Below are 18,036 nucleotides of genomic sequence, written 5' to 3'. Positions count from 1 at the left end.
AGTTAACATTAAATATTTTGAAAGGGAGCGTTTTAATAATGGAACAGACTTTTTCTCTACAAACAAAAGATCACAGTGAGATGGTTGAAATTACCGGGGGAATTAGCAACTGGCTTAGCGAGCGAAAGATTAAAGATGGGATTGTCATTGTTTCCTCTTTGCACACAACGGCTGGAATTACGGTCAATGAAAATGCCGATCCTGATGTGAAAACAGATTTTTTACGACGCTTGGATGAAGTTTATCCTTGGCATCACAGTAAAGACTTACACATGGAAGGGAATACAGCTGCTCACCTAAAAACGAGTACAGTCGGACATGCTCAAACCATTGTCATACAAAATGGTCAACTATTGCTTGGCACTTGGCAAGGGATCTACTTTTGCGAATTTGATGGTCCACGTTCAAGAAAATACCACGTGAAAGTGATGGAAGGATAAAGGAAGATCCTTTTCAAGAAAAGTTGAGGGGATCGGGTTGGGCATGAGAAATCATTTAGTGCAAATAGATGGAGTATTGTGGGTCTTTAGGATTTTGCGTGCGTTCTCCGGGATTTGCGTGCGACTTTTTTGATTTGCGTGCGTTCTCCGGGATTTGCGTGCGACTTTTTTGATTTGCGTGCATTCTCAGGGATTTGCGTGCGACTTTTTTGATTTGCGTGCGTTCTCCGGGATTTATTCGCATCTTTTCTGATTTGTTCGCATTCTACGCGATTTATTCGCATCTTTTCTGATTTGTTCGCATTCTCCACGATTTATTCGCATCTTTTCTGATTTGTTCGCATTCTCCTCGATTTATTCGCATCTTTTCTGATTTGTTCGCATTCTCCGCGATTTATTCGCATCTTTTCGATTTTGTTCGCATTCTCCGCGATTTGTTCGCATCTTTTCAGATTTGTTCGCATTCTCCGAGATTTATTCGCATCTTTTCTGATTTGTTCGCATTCTCCGAGATTTATTCGCATCTTTTCTGATTTGTTCGCATTCTCCGAGATTTATTCGCATCTTTTCGATTTTGTTCGCATTCTCCTCGATTTATTCGCATCTTTTCGATTTTGTTCGCATTCTCCGCGATTTATTCGCATCTTTTCTGATTTGTTCGCATTCTCCGCGATTTATTCGCATCTTTTTCGATTTGTTCGCATTCTCCGAGATTTATTCGCATCTTTTCTGATTTGTTCGCATTTTCCGCGATTTATTCGCATCTTTTCTGATTTGTTCGCATTCTCCGAGATCTGCATACGCCCCCCCAACTTCAAAATCCCAATAAAAACAGCAGACCTCACATCAAACTATGCAAGGTCTGCTATCTTTTAGTCTACTGCTTTTACATGATAGAGTTTTGTTCGAAAGTCATTTGGATGGTGGTGTTTATGTTGGTGAATCCGTGGGTTATCTAAGACAATACCGATATACATTAATTCATCACCATAATAGGTTCCTGGTATGCCGACAATTTCATATTCCAAATTCTCGTTCAATCCGGTAAAATAAATCCTTCTAAACCCATCGTTCGGAATTTCGGACCATTGATAGTATGCAAGAATTGCTTCTGTTTGATCTGCTGAAACGACACTCCAGCTTGTTACATTACCCTCAAATGGACTACTAATTCGATGAAACTTACCATATTGGAACAGTTTTCTTGTTTCTTTATAAAATTCAATTTGCTGTCTCATTATAGCTTTATCTTCCTCAGACATTTCAGTTACATCTAACTCATAACCGAACGCGCCAAAATAGGCTACATGTGCTCGCGCATCCATGCTAGTCATTCGACCTACTTGATGATTCGGGACTGCAGATACGTGTGCGCCCATTGAGCTAATAGGATATACAAGAGAAGTACCATATTGAATTTTCAATCGCTCCATCGCATCCGTATCATCACTCGTCCAGCCTTGCGGAGCATAATAAAGAATGCCTGGGTCAAAACGAGCACCACCACTGGAACAAGATTCAAACAATACATCAGGAAAACTCGCAATGAGACGCTCATATAATTGATATACACCTAAAATATAACGATGAGCTACTTCTTGCTGACGTTCGGACGGCAACTCCGCTGAACCAATCTCTGTTAAATATCGATTCATATCCCACTTCACATAGCTAATGTTTGCTTTCGATAATGTTTCTGCCATACTTTCGTATATATAGTCTACTACCTCTTGACGTGAGAAATCGAGCACATGCTGGTTCCGCGTAGGTGTTTGATTTCGGCCTGGTGTTTGAATAAGCCAGTCGGGATGTTTTTTATAAAGTTCACTTTTCTTGGATACCATTTCTGGTTCAAACCATAAACCAAAATCCATTCCTAGTTTAGTAATATCGTCTGCAAGTCCGGTAATTCCGTTTGGAAGTTTTTCTTCATTTACGAACCAATCTCCTAAAGAAGTCGTATCATCATTTCGTTTACCAAACCAACCATCATCTAAGACAAAAAGCTCTACACCAAGCTGTTTTGCTTCAGATGCGATCGCGATTATTTTTTCTTCGGTAAAGTTAAAATAAGTCCCTTCCCAATTGTTCACTAAAATTGGACGTTCAAGATCCCGCCACTTTCCTCTCGCTAACCTAGATTGATACAATTTGTGATACGCTTGACTCATCCCATTTAAACCCCGATCTGAATATACCATCACTACTTCAGGTGCTTGAAAACTTTCATTACTTTGTAATCGCCAGTTAAAATCGAACGGATTAATCCCGATCGACACACGAGTTACATCAAAATGGTCGACTTCTACTTGCGCCAAAAAGTTACCACTATATACAAAACTAAAACCATAAACTGATCCATTGTCTTCTGTTGTTTCTGGCCTTTTTAAAGCAAGAAACGGATTTTGTTGACTACTACTAGCACCTCTTGTACTAGTAATACTTTGTAAGCCAGGTTGGAGCTTTCGTTGTTTCACGTGACGTTCTCTTCCCCAAGCACCAGCTAAATGAATCATCTCATAATTGGAATCGGGATAATCAATACTCATGCTTAGTGCTCGAGTTAACTCAATATCCTTTTCACCATGATTGATGTATCTCACTGATCGTGTTATTGCGTTATAAGATTCAAAAACAGAATAAGATAAAATGATTTCTACATCGATTAAAGAATCAACTAAAGAAATTTCCAATGTTGTTGCCTCTTCCGCTTCTTCTACATAAGTAGCAGGTAGGTTCTCTAATTTCTTTTTCCCTTGATAAATCTGATGACTTTGGTAAGTGAAATCAGTTATACGACTGCCGTTCGCTTGTAACAATTGAAAAGCAGGCTCCCTAAAATCACCTGTACCGTAAGAAGGAAACTCTTGCTTAATCAATTCTAGTGAAAAAGTATGATCTTCTTCAACCACGTTTGCAATCGTTGCGCGGAATCCACTAGGAAATAAGTGTGCGAATGAGTCTCGGTGCTTCACTTGTTTTCCATAATAATAGTGTCCTAGTTGATTATTTTTTAAAATGGCAAAAATATAGCTCGTATCACTCGTTTGTAGATGGAATTCTTTTGTCGTCTCATTAAAATATATCGACATAGTTACAACTCCTTTATTTTACTTGTCACAATGGATAGTCGATTAAATCTTTCTTAAATTGATTGATTAACAACAAACCAGTGCATCGATCACGTAAATGCTGTGCTTCATTTAGACTCTTTTTCACCAATTCATTGGTTAGTTCTAACTGTTCGGTAGTTTGCGGCCCACCTATTATCTTCAACAACGTTTGAATTTCTTCTGCTGTTGGAAGGGTATTAATTAATTGTTTTATTTCATCCCAGTGTTTTTGGATGTTACGATAATAACGATGATCCTGTGGAACACTACTTGGTTCAAAGTTTTCTACGAATTGGTGGTATAGGTTTGAAATTATTGCCGTTGCTACACCAACTTTTGCTCCATGTAAAAGTTGCTCTTTATTTTTTTCTAGCAAATTCATCTCCCAATAATGAGACAAGTGATGTTCACCACCTGATGCTGGTCGAGAAAAATCCAGCACGAGCATGACCAAACCAGATTCGATCAAGGCCTGGGTTAATACCTGTATGCCTGCTTGATCACGAGCGGCAATTTGCTCCACACGTTCTACGCAACTTACCAGTGATTTTCTTGTAAGTTCTGCCGCTATCGGGTAGTAAGGTTCACTTCCGATTAATTCAGATATTTTCCAATCTAGTAGCGAGGTGTATTTTCCCAGAATATCGCCAAAACCTGCGGCAGTTAGTGCTTGAGGAGCAGATATCAATACATGTACATCTGCAAACACTGCGATCGGTGAGGCTGTCTGAATCGTTTTCTTCACTCCGCGTAAAATTAGTGGGGCTCCTTTTGAAGTAAAACCATCGACAGAAGCAGCCGTTGGTACGGAAATGAACGGACGATTCATTTTACTTCCAGCAAACCGAACGATGTCATGTATCGTGCCTGAACCTACTGCTAAAAATAGATCTACATCAGAGTCCGTTTCCACAAGCAATTGAACTAACGACTGTTCATCAGCAATCACTTGCCCATGATCCGTTTCCTCTAGCTGTACTATTTGATAATCAATCGATGCTACGCGTAATGTTTTTTCAATAGTTTTTCCTGCAGCTTGGTACGTATTGTGGTCGACAACAAGGGCAACTTTCTCTGCTCCTTGCCTTTGAATGTAAGGAGCGATTTTAAATAATGCGTCTTTTTCTAATATGAGCTCTGGTAGCGTAATTGATGGATTTCCCGTTTGTTCCATTAACCGATAGAGTTGGTCTGAGATTTCCACTTGTTCCCCTCCTAAAATATACAATAAGTCGATAAGGAAGGCCCCATCGACTTATTGTTTCGGTATTTACTTATCTTACACTTAACATAACTACGGACATTGGTGGTAATGTAACCACTACTGCATTATCTTTTGTATCAAAACCAGTGAATTCTACCGGTTTCACTTTATCAGGATTTTCAAATGTATTGTGATCATTCATTTTTTCAGAAGTAATCACTTCACCTGTCATGTTACCCAACAACTCCATACCACGCAATTCAAAATCAATCGTTGCTTCATTATCTTTATCCGTGTTACACAAACTAATGTTTACTGTACCATCTGCCGCTTTTGAAGCAGATGCGCTAACTTGTGGATATTCTTTGCCATCCACAGATAACATTTTTGTATCGATATCTAATGCAACACGTTCTGCATCTTGATGAACTTTATACATTTTAAACACATGGTATGTTGGTGTTAAGATCATCTTCTCTTCATCTGTTAAAATCATCGATTGAATAACATTGATCATTTGTGCGATGTTTGCCATACGTACGCGATCATTATGATTGTTAAAAATATTCAGCGTAACACCCGCAATGACGGAATCACGAACAGTATTTTGTTGATAGAGGAATCCTGGGTTCGTCCCAGGCTCCACATCGTACCAAGCACCCCACTCATCAAAAATGATTGCAACACGTTTTTCTGGATCGTATTTATCCATAATTGTGCTATGCTTTTCAATTAGTTCTTCAGTGAAATATGCTTTTTGCATGGAAAGTTCCCATTCTTTCTCAGAAAATCTCACTGCATCACCTTTATTAAAAAAGCCACCTGGATGAACATAATAATGCAAGCTCAAGCCATCCATAAACCGCGCTGCTTCTCGCATTAGCACTTCTGTCCAGTTATAATCGTCTACGTTTGCTCCACCAGCGATTTTAAAAATCTTGTTATCTCCATAATTACGCACATATGTCTGGAAGCGTCGGTATAAGTCTGCGTAGTATTCTGGCCTCATGTTACCACCACAACCCCAGTTCTCATTCCCTACACCGAAATACTTTAACTTCCAAGCTTTTTCTTGACCGTTTTCTTTTCTCCAGTTAGCCATGGGTGATTCGCCATCAAAAGTCATATATTCCACCCATTCAGACATTTCTTGAACAGTCCCGCTCCCTACGTTTCCATTGATATATGGTTCCGTCTCTAACATCTCACATAACATCATAAATTCATGTGTACCGAAGTGATTGTTCTCCACAACACCACCCCAGTGTGTGTTGATCATACGTTTCCTGTTCTCACGTGGTCCTACCCCATCTTTCCAATGGTACTCATCAGCAAAACATCCACCTGGCCAACGAAGATTTGGAATGTTCAATTCTTTTAATGCTGCGACAACATCATTTCGAATACCGTTTGTATTTGGAATCGGCGAATCCTCGCCAACCCAGATTCCTTCATAAATACAACGACCTAAATGTTCAGCAAAATGTCCATAGATGTGCTTGTCAATTTTACCTCTTGATACGTCCGCGTTAACGACTACTCTTGTTTCCAAATTAGCACCTCATTTCATTCTTTTCTAAAAAAGCAATTCGTTTTTCACGATTTTTTTAAGCGGATGACATTCCATGATGTTTTCGCTAGGTTTGCAGAAAGCACACCATTGTCTAATTTCGAATCCTTATTCGATTGTGGTGCTACTGCTTGATGATCAGCTGTATTAACTGCTTTTAGATCATCATTTACTAATTCAATGTGCTCTACTAATTTATAGTCTTCAAAACTCCTTAAATCGATATCAATCGGCATAGATGATTCCAAATGCTTGTTCACTAAGAAGATCGTTACTTCTTCGTTTTCTTCATTGTATACTGCGGCACTATCTACGTATGGTACATCCGTAAAGTCTTTGGAGTCGTATTTTGGTGTTGTTAAGATTGGCTTCAACGAAATACCGCGCCCGAATACAGATGTATGCATATATGGATAGAAGATCGTTTGTTTCCAAGCTCGACCATTGTTTTCCGTCATAATTGGCGCAATAACATTAACCAATTGTGCCATCGCAGCCATTTTTACGCGATCCGCATGTTGTAAGAAGGTAATTAACATACTTCCAACAAGTAACGCATCTTCAAAATTGTAATGATCCTCTAATTGAGGTGGTGCGATTGACCAAGGTTCTATTTCTCTATCCGCTTGATTTGAGTGATACCATACATTCCACTCATCAAAACTTAGATTAATTGATTTTTTGCTACGTTTTTTCGCTTTAATATAATCGCAAGTAGAAATAACCGTCTTGATAAAATGGTCCATATCTAAGTTTTTCGCTAAAAAGTTGGCGGGATCATTGGAACGATTGCCGTAATATTGGTGTAAAGAAATAAAATCTAAATGGTCATATGCAAGATCAAGTGTCGTTGCTTCGTACTCAGGAAATGTAGGCATGCCTGAACTTGAACTTCCGCATGCAACTAGTTCAATCGTAGGATCTACAAGTTTCATAGCTTTTCCAGTTTCTTGTGCAATTCGTCCATATTCATGCGCTGTTTTATGACCTATTTGCCACGAACCATCCATTTCATTTCCTAAACACCATGTTTTGATGTTGTGCGGTTGCTCATAACCATGTGATCTTCTTAAATCACTCCAATATGTACCACCAGGGTGATTGGTATACTCAATAAAGTTTCTTGCCGCATCAATTCCTCTAGTACCTAAGTTAACTGCCATCATTACCTCGGCACCAACTTTTTTCGCCCAATCTGCAAACTCGTTCGTACCAACTTCATTCGTTTCAATTGTTCGCCATGCTAATTCTAAACGACGTGGTCGGTCTTCTTTCGGACCAACACCATCTTCCCAATTATAGGCAGATACCATATTACCACCAGGGTAACGCACAATCGGAACTTGTAGTTCTTTTACGAGGTCGATAACGTCTTTACGGAATCCTTGTTCATCTGCTTCAGGGTGACCAGGCTCATAAATCCCTCCATAAACTGCACGTCCCAAGTGCTCAATAAAGGAACCATAAATTCGTTCGTCTACTTTTGCGATTTGATAATTTTTATCCAGAATCATCTTTGCTTTTACATTTGCCATACTCCATCCTCCTATTTTTGATAACGGTTACAAAACAACGGATCATACGCACAGTTTTTGCAATAAAAACATGCGAATCACTAAATCCATTTTGTTCAAGTTATCAAATTTACTATTTGTACGTATAACTAACTTCATTATATATAAAATTATTGGTAATTTCAATGCAAAAACTAAGGATTAGGTTTAACTTTTTAAATTTCATTTTATGCTAGATTTGTATTTTCCAATAAAGTGAAACTTCAATCAGTGGGAGTTTTAGTTATTCCCCACTGATTGTTAGCCCTAAAGGATGACCTAAAGGCCTTTGAACCATTCGGGGTGCTAGCGTCCGTTACTCCCACTTAAACCACTTGATATTCTCGTTGTTTTGAAGTGGGAGTCTTACGGACGGTTGCTCCGGGATAAAAGAAACTCTTATATTCTAAAAGAAATATAAGAGTTTCTAAATTACAAACATTCATTACTTATACGGCTTTCACTTGTTTTTCTGAAAGTCGTATTGCTTTGTTTTTTGATAAATAAAACACAAATGCTAACATATAGAGTAGAAATCCGATGATATCCATTGATAATAGTTGAATAACCATCCAAATACAGAGCCATACGGTAATCTTTTTTTGAATTTGATTATCCTTCAGATGGACACCAACAAGGAAATTCATTATTGCCATCACGAACATAAATAACCCAAAAGTTAAAATTACACTTGAGATATTTTCCATCATAGAGGTTCCCGTAACAAGAAGTTCTTGATTAGCACCTTGGAGCGCTTTTATTCCTTCATCATGAAACCAACCGTAGTAACCAAATAACGTTACTAGTGCTGTGAATAAATTCCATGTGGCACCCATCATCACTAATTTTCTTTCTAATCCTCTCTTCAATTCCTATCACCTCTATTTCTAAAAATATTATTATGTCCATATCCTTCAATTCTTTTAACCCTTAAGCCCTGCATTTAAGTTTATCGCAGATACAAAGTGTTTCTGTGCAAACAAGAAGAGTAATAGAGTCGGAATGATTGCTAAGATTGCTGACCCCATCAATCTACCCACCATTTGATAATTTCCATAAATATCTTGTAAGAGCAGCAAACCTGCTGTTACCGGCATTCTTTGTACATCGGTAAAGACAATTACCGGCCATAGGAAATCGTTCCAGGAACCAATAAACGAGAATAGACCGGCAACAATCAATACAGGCTTAATTAACGGAAGAATAATTCTGAAATAAATCGTAAAATCTCCAGCTCCATCCACCCGGGCTGATTCATCCAATTCCATTGGTAGCCCTTTCATAAACTGCCTTACAAGGAAGATGTTCCCCATACCTGCTAAACCAGGTACAATCATTGCCCAAGGAGTATTTACCCAACCGAATAAATCCATAATTCGGTACATTGGAATAATATTAACAACATTAGGGAAGAAAGAAATACCTAATAAAGTGAAGAACAGTACATCTCTGCCTTTAAACTTCATTCGTGCATAACCATATCCTGTTACAGAAATGACAACAACCACTAACAGAGTGTGGGTAATCGAAATAAACAACGAGTTTCCAATCCAACGAAGAATTGGAGCAGAGGATGTATTTTCTAATATGGTAACATAATTATCGACAATCCAATTCACTGGCAAAAGTCTAAACCCTTCATTCACCACTTCTGCTTGTGATCGAAATGAAGTACTAATACCAAATATCAATGGAATAACCCAAATCAGACATACTGTAATTAAAAATAAGTAAGCAAAGTATTTTGATACATCAATCTTTTTTTTCAAAGAAACTCCCACCTTTCCTTATCATTACTGACTTCGCATAGATACATTTATAAAATTTATTTAAGCTGAGTTTCTATTCATGATATAGTACTGACAGGCAGAAATCACAAGCAGCACCATTCCAAGTAATACCGCCATAGCTGACGCCATACCCGCAATTGACTGACCAGATCCAAATGCTAAGTCTCGTATATACATCATTAGTACAGAAGTGCTTTCTCTTGGCCCTCCACCAGTCATCATTAGTGGTTGACCAAAAACATTAAATGACCCTGCTGTCGTCATAACAACTGTATAAATTAACGGAAACTTAATCGAAGGTAATGTTATACTAATAAATTTTCGAATTGCACCCGCACCATCAATTTCTGCGGACTCATATAAATCTTGAGATACACTACTGATAGAAGCACGATAAATAATCATATTTCCACCGATTCCACCCCAGACTGTCATGATAAAGATCGTCATCCAAGCATAAGGCTGGGTAGCTGTCCACACTGTATCAAATCCAAATAAATTATTCATAACCCCTAACTGACTATTGAATATTAGGGACCAAATCAGTGCTGCTGCTGATATCGAAATTAAACCAGGAATATAAACAATCGATTGAAAAAAGTTTTTGTATTTCACTTTTTTGTGTTCAATTGAAGTTGCTATTAATAACGGAATAACAACCATTAAAGGTACACTCACACCTACAAATATTAACGTGTTTTTCATTCCGTTAAAAAACTCTCGATGGAACGATGAGTCTTGATTAAAGAGAATCGTGCGATAATTTTCTAATCCCACAAAATTAGGTGCGGTCATTAAATTCCAATTAGTAAACGATGCGTATATTCCGTAAATTGAAGGGATTAAGATGAACGCAATAAAAAGAATGATGTGTGGTCCTACAAAAAACCATTGTGAATATTTTTTTTTGTTCATAAAGATTCCTCCTTCTTTTAAAAATAAAAGTAATGCGCCAAAGTAAATTTCTCGGCGCATTACTTTAGCACGTAGATTAATCTACATCATCAGCAAAGTCTTCTACAGCATCTGCAGCATCTTCAAGTTCTTGATTACCTTGATCAACTCGGTCTTCAACAAATCGCTGCATTTCTTCTAATCCTTCTTCGATACCCATTTCTCCATGTACAATATCAGCAATAAAGCTATCCATTGCATCCACTACATATGGGTAGTGTTCATAAGTATAAATGTGAAGCGATTCTTCTTGTCTTTCATCTTTTGTATAGAATGATTGCATGAACTGATCATAATCAGGATCCTCGATCACTTCTCGTGATGCTACAATTTGACCAGCTTCTGCCCATTCAATGGAATGTTCACGAATATATTCTAAAAATTCTCCTATTCCTTCTTCTTTTTCAGGTGTTCTGTCTTCATTTCTTAACATCGAGAATAAGTGTGCAGAAGAACGATTGTGGAATATATCAGCACTATGAGAATAAACATTTGTTATCCCAAAATTTAATGATTCTACTTGAGCATGTGCTAGTCTACTCCATGTACCATCTGTTGAGAAAAGTACGTTCCCTGATTGGAACATGAGATAACCATCTTCTCCGAATGGGGTCATTAATCCAGCTTCATTAATTTGGCGTAAGGAATCAATAACTTGTCGCATTTCTGGCGTGTTTATTGTAGGCTCTCCATCTGGACCTTCAACATCGCCTCCAAAATTCTGAAGTTGCCCTAAAGCAACCCAACTAAGCAAGGCATCATTTACGACATACTGCCCTTCTTCTAGTTGCCCTTCTAACTCAAGCATTTCATCAATTGTTACAATATCATCGTCTAACCAATGGGTAACACCATACTCTTCCATTAAATCAATATTATAATACATCGCACTTCCGTGAATATCTAATGGAACTGTATATTGCGTTCCATCTATGATACCTGCTGTCCATGCTTCTTCCAGAAAATTATCTTCATTTAATTCAGGTTGTTGCGATAAAATATTATCCATTGGGACTAATAATTCATTGTTGGCAAAACTAGGAACCCGATCAGCGTGAATCAAAGTAAGATCTGGAATTCCGCTTCCCGATTGTAAGACTGTGTAAATTTGTGTGTATAAATCAGACGTAATAACGTGATTTACCGGAAACTCAGGATCTGTGTCATTATAGTCACTAACTAGTTGATCCATATAAGCACCGTCTTCACCAGTTAATGGTGTCCAAAACTGAATCGTGTTCTCATCGCCACCGCAACCTGCTAATAGAACTAATGTAACTAAGGCTGAAGCTAAAAATGCAATTGATTTCTTCTTCATGTTTTCTCCCCCACTTTATTAATTGATTTTGCAAACAAAAGTTTCATGATTTTCTCCCTAACAAATATAATAAGTAAGCGCTTTATTTAATGTCTTTAGAGAATCTCGTTGTAAAACATTAATCAGGGACCTTCTTTATACATTTATGGGAAATTAAATCATACGTATATGTTTACGTTTACATTATATCTTATGATATACGTAAGATCAAATATAACCACTTGAGTCATTAAAATATCTTAAATGTTATATTAAATAACGTTTTTTTTCGGACAAGTTTATCCTTGCTCTTGAGCGTACGTGTTTCTAGTTTAACGCTTATTATTACAACACTCTTTCTCTCCTCGCTCAACAATCATATTTTTTTGTTCTTCAACACGAGCTTCGCTAAGTTGATTACGAATTGTGACCGAACAAATTGACTTTCCTTTCGATCATTAATAAAGTCAGTATCTTGTTGGAAAGCAACCATCAGTCCCTATTGTTATACTAGAAAGTCTTTTGGATCTATTTAACCATTGGCATATCAACAAAAAACTTACATTCTCCTATAAGAGTAAAAAAACGACAATCCTTCCTTTGGAAGAATTATCGTTTTTTTATATTTTCCCGTTTTAACTCGGGACATATGATTTATCATTCTATTTTTTTACCTAAAGTAACGCGACCTTTTCCATCATATCCTGCAAATACAATCGTCTTTCTCCAGTTTTCCCAGTCCCAACTCTCGATGACTTTTCCGTCAATCACTTTATCATCAATGAATAGTTTGTAAGAATTCTCATTTGGTTTCTGAATAAAATGTGGCCGATCTTCCGGTTCTGTGACAATTACCTTATAAGGAATATCTTGCTTGTCATTGTTCTTTTCAATATCGATAAACTCCCACTGCCCCATTAATTCAACAATTTTCACACTTCGCTCTGTTTCTCCAGCATATCGTTGTGGAGAAACTAATGGCCAACCGTCATCTGTCCATAAAATTTTTCTGATGTGAAGATAATTCCAATGCTTATCCTTGGCTGCTCGAATATGGTGGCACACATAATAATCATCTCCGTCTTTCAAGACAGAATTATGTCCAGGTGCTACCCAACCATCATCCCCATCAAAATGATAACCACCTAGTATTTTCATCCCGACATCATGTTGAGGAGATTCAATGTCAGTCATTTCTAAACCATTAAAATCAACAAATGGTCCAGAGATATTTTTTGATCTAGCAACTCTAATATTGTAATCAGCAAACAGAGAATCATAAGAAACGAACAGATAATAGTAATCTAAGTCTGGGTTATAAACAATATATGGGCCTTCGATGGCACGATCAACCGTTGTACTTCTTCTTGCGATCAATTCCCCTCTACCATATTCAACAAATTTCCCTGTGCTGGGATTAATTTTATTTACGTAAAGTCCTCCAAAGAACGAACCATAGACCATCCACGGTTCACCGTTTCGATCAAATGTAATATTGGGGTCAATTGCATTTGGACCTTCTTCTCCTTGTTTTGATTTGAATACCAAACCTTGATCTTCATAAGGCCCCTCTATTCTACTACTGGTTGCAACACCAATAAAAGATTGTGTTTTACCAAATTGACTTGCTGCATAGTACATATAATAAACATCAGCATATTTCACTACTTCAGGTGCCCATAAACCTTTTGCACCTGTCCACGCATAAGCTTCGTCTGGAACCCCCCTCTCAAAAGCTCGTCCGACCCAATCCCAATTGATTAAATCTTTTGATCTGCGAATCTGGACACCTGCCATAAAGTTATCTTTTCCGCCTGTATCTGTTGAAAACACATAATACCATTCCCCATCTTTATAGATAGCAGGATCGTGAGCACCATAAGTCCCCCACTTATTTTCGTCTCTTAGTATTGTCTCGTCGAACAAATTATCTTTTGGTATATTATTTTTATCTATCACTTTTTTGTCTCCTCCTAAAAATATATTTACATATCAACAAGTTCACAATTTTACGATGATACTACGATCTATACTCCGTTATCACTTAACTTTATGTTCTATTAAGGTAACAACGAAGAAAACGCTTACATCATTGTTATTATTTAACTATTTTTTCAAACGAAATAACCGTAATCATTCCAAAAGGTAAAATTACGGTTATTGATTATTTAGTGTGATTTAACTTAGCAGTAGAATTACGAACAACCAATTCCGGTGTAAAAGCAATGGAATCAACCGTTTCCTTCACTTTCTTAGGGTTGCCATTCGATTCTTTTACTATATCCAAAATAACTTTTGCTGCCGTTTCTCCCATTTTACTTTGAGGGTGCTGCACACTTGTTAACTTTACTTCAGAAACTTCCGTTAAGAATGAATTATCAAATCCAATAATGGAAATATCATCAGGAATGCTAAGATTTTTGTTGCGCAGGACATCTAATAAAGCGATGGCTAATTCATCATTATAACAAATAACTGCAGTAGGCCGTTCAGACTCTGGTAATTCCAACAATTTTTCTAACTCTTCTGCAGGCTTGAAATATTTCTCCTCTGTTTTATAGGTAACGATATTATTTGGATTAATGGGCAGATGATGTTTTCTGTGCGCTTTCAAATAACCTTTCATCCGCTTCGTACCTTGAATATCGTCATTTTTAAAGAATCCAACAATGTTTTTATGCCCTAAATCAATTAAGTGCTTTGCTTGTAAGTGACCACCAGCTTCATCATCTAACGTGATGCTTAGTGGTTCTAGTTCATCATAATATGCATTAATCATAATATAAGGAATATTTTGGCGCTCTAAATTCAAATAATAATTAATGTTAGGGTTTGCAATAGCACTTTTGGTAGGTTCTACAATGACTCCGTCAAAGTGTTGTGTTAATATTTTCTCCAAAAAACGCCGTTCATTATCATGATCATTATTCGTACTAAATAAACTAACATGATAACCAAGTTGACTTAAATAGGATTCAGCCCCTCTTATGATCGAAGGGAAAATATAGTCTGAAATATAAGTCGTTATAATCGCAATACTTTTTTGATCTTTCATCGTTTGCACATTTTCTTCTTTTGAGCGATCTGCACAGAAAGTTCCTGCTCCTTGTTCTCGATACAGCCAACCTTGATTCACCAATTCTCCAATAGCTAAACGAACTGTATGCCTGCTAACATTGAATTGCTTCATCAATTCACTTTCCGAACTGATTTTTTGGTGTGGCTGAAAAGTCCCATCTAAAATTTTTGACTTTATTGCTTGCTTCACAATATTGTATTTTGTCTGCATAACTACACCTCATAAATCGAATTAACTTATTGAAATTCATCTATTAGCTATATCATAACATTTTTTTCGTTTCATTTCGCTATTTTTTTGTGTTTCCGCTCAAAAATTGGTGAAAAATAACTATAGTATTCCATTATAGAAAGGTAGCAGAGACTCACTGTATGAATCCCTGCTTTTCATTTACTCTTATCTTCGATAAGAAGCTTCATTCCATCTTAGTTCATTTTTAAATGGACGTAGCTTTGTATCACGATCAATGACAACACATTCGATGTCTGTCAACTCTGCAAAATCACATAGTTGTTCTGTCGTTACATCAAAAGAGAATACGGTATGATGTGCTCCACCAGCATAAATCCAGGCTTCTGTTGCTTCACTTAAGGAAGGTTCTGGCTTCCACAACACTTTCGCAACTGGTAATTTAGGTGTTTCTATTTTAGGTTGCTCAGCTTTCACTTCGTTAACAACTAAACGGTAACGTCCACCAAGTTCGATCAGTGATGCATTTACAGCGTCTCCGCCTTTTCCATCAAATACAAGTCGGGCTGGATCGTCTTTGCCACCTATTCCGAGTGGATTTACAACAATCTTCGGTTTCGTTGCAGAAATTGTTGGGCATATCTCTAGCATGTGTGATCCTAAGATCATTTCATTACCCGGCTCTAAGTGGTACGTATAGTCTTCCATGAATGAAGTGTTTTTATTGTCTGAAATAATTTTCATTAAACGTGTTAACGCAGCAGTTCTCCAGTCACCTTCACCAGCAAAACCATAGCCTTCTGCCATTAAACGTTGCACCGCTAATCCTGGCAATTGTTTCATACCATGTAAGTCTTCAAAGTTCGTTGTAAATGCATTGTAATTTCCTTTTGCTAAAAATGCTTTTAACCCGAGTTCAACTTTACCTTGGTATAAAATAGAGTCACGAACCGGTCCTGGTTGTGCTGCTTCAGCTGGCAATTCATACAATTCTTCATATTCTTTATATAATTCTGCTAATGCACCATCAGTAATTTTGTCTATTTCCTCAACTAGATCCCCAATTCCATAATAGTCAACCGTCCATCCAAATTTAATTTGTGCTTCAATTTTATCTCCGTCTGTTACTGCCACATTACGCATATTATCGCCAAAGCGAGCGACACGTATGTTTGTTCCTTCAACGACAGCGACGGCTGTTTTCATCCATCCAGCAACTTTTACTACTACTTCTGGATTCTCCCAGTGTCCTACAACAACTTTTCTACCAAGATTTAAACGAGTACCAATAAAGCCATATTCACGATCACCATGAGCTGCTTGGTTGGTATTCATGAAATCCATGTCAATCGTTTCCCAAGGAATGTCGCGATTATATTGGGTATGCAAGTGTAGTAATGGAGTTTGCAATGCCTTTAAACCGGCAATCCATGATTTTGCTGGGGAGAATGTGTGCATCCACGTGATTACCCCTGCACAATCTTCGGCAGCATTTGCATCTAAAGCTAGTTGATAAATATTTTCTGCTGTTGTTACTACTTGTTTAAACTCAATTGGGTAAGGTAAGTTACCTGTGTTATTAAGTCCATCTACTACCTTTTTAGAATTTTCTTCCACTTCACGTAATGTTTCCTCACCATATAGTGGCTGGCTACCCGTTATGAACCAAAATTTATAAGGTTTTACTGTTAACATATCAATTCCTCCAAACAATTTTTAGTGTTCAACAGTTGTTATCATTAGCATCTGTTGAAAAATTTATCTTTTGTTTTTTAATACCCGTTTTTTGTTGTATAGGCTTACACTACTAAGACAGCAAGAGTAATGCACGCATTTTTCTATTGACCATAGTAAGCATCTTTTCCATGCTTACGTAGATAGTGTTTATCCAGTAATGTTTGTTGCATATCTTGCGTATTCGGATTAATCTGATACGTACGCAAAGCCATTTTGGCCACTTCTTCTACAACAACTGCATTGTGAACTGCTTCATCTGGGTCTTTCCCCCAATTAAACGGAGCGTGACTATGCACCAAAACACTAGGAACAGCAAGCGGATCGATATCTCTAAAGGTCTCCACAATAACATTTCCCGTTTCCCGTTCATAATCACCTTTAATTTCTGTTTCTGTCATTTTACGTGTACAAGGGATTGCACCATAAAAATAATCGGCTTGTGTTGTTCCTAAAGCAGGTATTGCTGTGCCCGCCTGTGCCCAACTCGTTGCCCACGGAGAATGTGTATGTACAACACCACCGATTCCCGAAAAGTTCTTGTATAAAACTAAGTGAGTTGGCGTGTCTGAAGATGGTTTCTTATCTCCTTCTACAACATTTCCGTCTAAATCTACAACAACTAAATCGTCGACTGTCATTTCGTCATAAGGTACACCGCTTGGTTTAATCACGACAAGTCCGGATTCTTTGTCGAAACCGCTTACATTACCCCAAGTAAACGTTACTAAATTATACTTAGGTAAGGCTAAGTTCGCTTCAAGCACTTGCTTTTTTAATGCGTCTAACATAGTTCTCAGCACCTTTCTCAAAATCACTTCGTTGTACGGATGTTTATTTGTTTAATCTTATATTAATATAATTCGTACGTACATTCAATATGTAAGTTGTTTTTTTCTGCATTTTTCCTATAAATAACATGATATCTTAAAATGTTTGTTGCTTTCCTTTAGATATCCCGCCAAATAATCCATTATATTACAAACGGTGCAATGAACCATACAAGTTAATCGATATGTTTACTTATTCATCTATAACATAATTACCCATAAAGTGAACCTTCAATCAGTCGGGGGTTTTACGTATTCCCCACTGATTGTTAGCTCTAAAGGA

The 18,036-nt window shown here is 37.4% G+C and carries 16 protein-coding genes; 1 reads left to right on the top strand and 15 read right to left on the bottom strand.

Annotation, left to right across the window (positions count from 1 at the left end):
* The first annotated feature begins 38 nt into the window (after positions 1-38).
* Positions 39-440 carry a secondary thiamine-phosphate synthase enzyme YjbQ gene (locus tag OWO01_RS04515; RefSeq protein ID WP_268779240.1) on the top strand — a complete coding sequence of 134 codons (402 nt, stop codon included), beginning with the start codon at positions 39-41 and terminating at the stop codon, positions 438-440.
* An 86-nt stretch (positions 441-526) separates the two neighbouring features.
* Here the strand turns inward: OWO01_RS04515 and OWO01_RS04510 are convergent, their stop codons facing one another.
* The 15 genes from OWO01_RS04510 to araD all read right to left on the bottom strand — a co-directional run bounded on the left by OWO01_RS04510 (position 527) and on the right by araD (position 17,714).
* Entirely contained in the window at positions 527-751 is a 225-nt protein-coding gene (locus OWO01_RS04510) for a hypothetical protein (RefSeq protein WP_268779239.1), read from the bottom strand.
* A 3-nt stretch (positions 752-754) separates the two neighbouring features.
* The gene (locus OWO01_RS04505; protein WP_268779238.1) at positions 755-964 is read right to left on the bottom strand and encodes a hypothetical protein; all 210 of its coding nucleotides are present in this window, start codon (positions 962-964) and stop codon (positions 755-757) included.
* A gap of 150 nt (positions 965-1,114) precedes the next feature.
* Positions 1,115-1,240 (bottom strand): hypothetical protein, encoded by a 126-nt coding sequence (locus tag OWO01_RS04500; protein ID WP_268779237.1) that lies wholly within the window; start codon positions 1,238-1,240, stop codon positions 1,115-1,117.
* A 72-nt stretch (positions 1,241-1,312) separates the two neighbouring features.
* The gene (locus OWO01_RS04495; RefSeq protein ID WP_268779236.1) at positions 1,313-3,532 is read right to left on the bottom strand and encodes an alpha-galactosidase; all 2,220 of its coding nucleotides are present in this window, start codon (positions 3,530-3,532) and stop codon (positions 1,313-1,315) included.
* A 25-nt stretch (positions 3,533-3,557) separates the two neighbouring features.
* The gene (locus OWO01_RS04490) at positions 3,558-4,757 is read right to left on the bottom strand and encodes a sn-glycerol-1-phosphate dehydrogenase (RefSeq protein WP_268779235.1); all 1,200 of its coding nucleotides are present in this window, start codon (positions 4,755-4,757) and stop codon (positions 3,558-3,560) included.
* Between the two features lie 70 nt (positions 4,758-4,827).
* Positions 4,828-6,309, bottom strand: coding sequence for an alpha-N-arabinofuranosidase (locus OWO01_RS04485; RefSeq protein WP_268779234.1), 1,482 nt, complete (start codon positions 6,307-6,309; stop codon positions 4,828-4,830).
* Positions 6,310-6,353: 44 nt separating this feature from the next.
* Positions 6,354-7,862 (bottom strand): arabinosylfuranosidase ArfA, encoded by a 1,509-nt coding sequence (arfA, locus tag OWO01_RS04480; RefSeq protein WP_268779233.1) that lies wholly within the window; start codon positions 7,860-7,862, stop codon positions 6,354-6,356.
* A gap of 467 nt (positions 7,863-8,329) precedes the next feature.
* On the bottom strand, positions 8,330-8,749 hold the full coding sequence (locus OWO01_RS04475) for a hypothetical protein (protein ID WP_268779232.1): 420 nt from the start codon (positions 8,747-8,749) through the stop codon (positions 8,330-8,332).
* 54 nt (positions 8,750-8,803) lie between these two features.
* Complete coding sequence (locus OWO01_RS04470; RefSeq protein ID WP_268779231.1) at positions 8,804-9,649, bottom strand: carbohydrate ABC transporter permease; 846 nt, start codon at positions 9,647-9,649, stop codon at positions 8,804-8,806.
* 60 nt (positions 9,650-9,709) lie between these two features.
* Positions 9,710-10,585 (bottom strand): carbohydrate ABC transporter permease, encoded by an 876-nt coding sequence (locus OWO01_RS04465; protein ID WP_268779230.1) that lies wholly within the window; start codon positions 10,583-10,585, stop codon positions 9,710-9,712.
* Between the two features lie 76 nt (positions 10,586-10,661).
* On the bottom strand, positions 10,662-11,942 hold the full coding sequence (locus tag OWO01_RS04460) for an extracellular solute-binding protein (protein ID WP_268779229.1): 1,281 nt from the start codon (positions 11,940-11,942) through the stop codon (positions 10,662-10,664).
* Positions 11,943-12,578: 636 nt separating this feature from the next.
* On the bottom strand, positions 12,579-13,880 hold the full coding sequence (locus OWO01_RS04455) for a family 43 glycosylhydrolase (RefSeq protein ID WP_268779228.1): 1,302 nt from the start codon (positions 13,878-13,880) through the stop codon (positions 12,579-12,581).
* 205 nt (positions 13,881-14,085) lie between these two features.
* Positions 14,086-15,210, bottom strand: a complete 1,125-nt coding sequence (locus tag OWO01_RS04450) for a GntR family transcriptional regulator (RefSeq protein ID WP_268779227.1) — start codon at positions 15,208-15,210, stop codon at positions 14,086-14,088.
* A 186-nt stretch (positions 15,211-15,396) separates the two neighbouring features.
* Positions 15,397-16,884, bottom strand: a complete 1,488-nt coding sequence (gene araA / locus OWO01_RS04445) for an L-arabinose isomerase (protein ID WP_268779226.1) — start codon at positions 16,882-16,884, stop codon at positions 15,397-15,399.
* A 143-nt stretch (positions 16,885-17,027) separates the two neighbouring features.
* Complete coding sequence (gene araD / locus OWO01_RS04440) at positions 17,028-17,714, bottom strand: L-ribulose-5-phosphate 4-epimerase (RefSeq protein WP_268779225.1); 687 nt, start codon at positions 17,712-17,714, stop codon at positions 17,028-17,030.
* Between the last annotated feature and the right edge of the window lie 322 nt (positions 17,715-18,036).

Source organism: Natronobacillus azotifigens (assembly GCF_026805325.1).
GTDB classification, from domain to species: Bacteria; Bacillota; Bacilli; order Bacillales; family Amphibacillaceae; genus Natronobacillus; species Natronobacillus azotifigens.
The sequence above is the reverse complement of the archived record's forward strand: the minus strand, read 5'-3'. Positions and strand labels throughout refer to the sequence as shown.

Excerpts from the sequence above, each read along its gene's own strand:
- araA (WP_268779226.1), bottom strand. The coding sequence starts at position 16,884 with ATGTTAACAGTAAAACCTTATAAATTTTGGTTCATAACGGGTAGCCAG.
- OWO01_RS04505 (WP_268779238.1), bottom strand. The coding sequence starts at position 964 with ATGCGAATAAATCTCGGAGAATGCGAACAAATCAGAAAAGATGCGAAT.
- OWO01_RS04465 (WP_268779230.1), bottom strand. The coding sequence starts at position 10,585 with ATGAACAAAAAAAAATATTCACAATGGTTTTTTGTAGGACCACACATC.
- OWO01_RS04495 (WP_268779236.1), bottom strand. The coding sequence starts at position 3,532 with ATGTCGATATATTTTAATGAGACGACAAAAGAATTCCATCTACAAACG.
- OWO01_RS04460 (WP_268779229.1), bottom strand. The coding sequence starts at position 11,942 with ATGAAGAAGAAATCAATTGCATTTTTAGCTTCAGCCTTAGTTACATTA.
- araD (WP_268779225.1), bottom strand. The coding sequence starts at position 17,714 with ATGTTAGACGCATTAAAAAAGCAAGTGCTTGAAGCGAACTTAGCCTTA.
- arfA (WP_268779233.1), bottom strand. The coding sequence starts at position 7,862 with ATGGCAAATGTAAAAGCAAAGATGATTCTGGATAAAAATTATCAAATC.
- OWO01_RS04450 (WP_268779227.1), bottom strand. The coding sequence starts at position 15,210 with ATGCAGACAAAATACAATATTGTGAAGCAAGCAATAAAGTCAAAAATT.
- OWO01_RS04515 (WP_268779240.1), top strand. The coding sequence starts at position 39 with ATGGAACAGACTTTTTCTCTACAAACAAAAGATCACAGTGAGATGGTT.
- OWO01_RS04500 (WP_268779237.1), bottom strand. The coding sequence starts at position 1,240 with ATGCAGATCTCGGAGAATGCGAACAAATCAGAAAAGATGCGAATAAAT.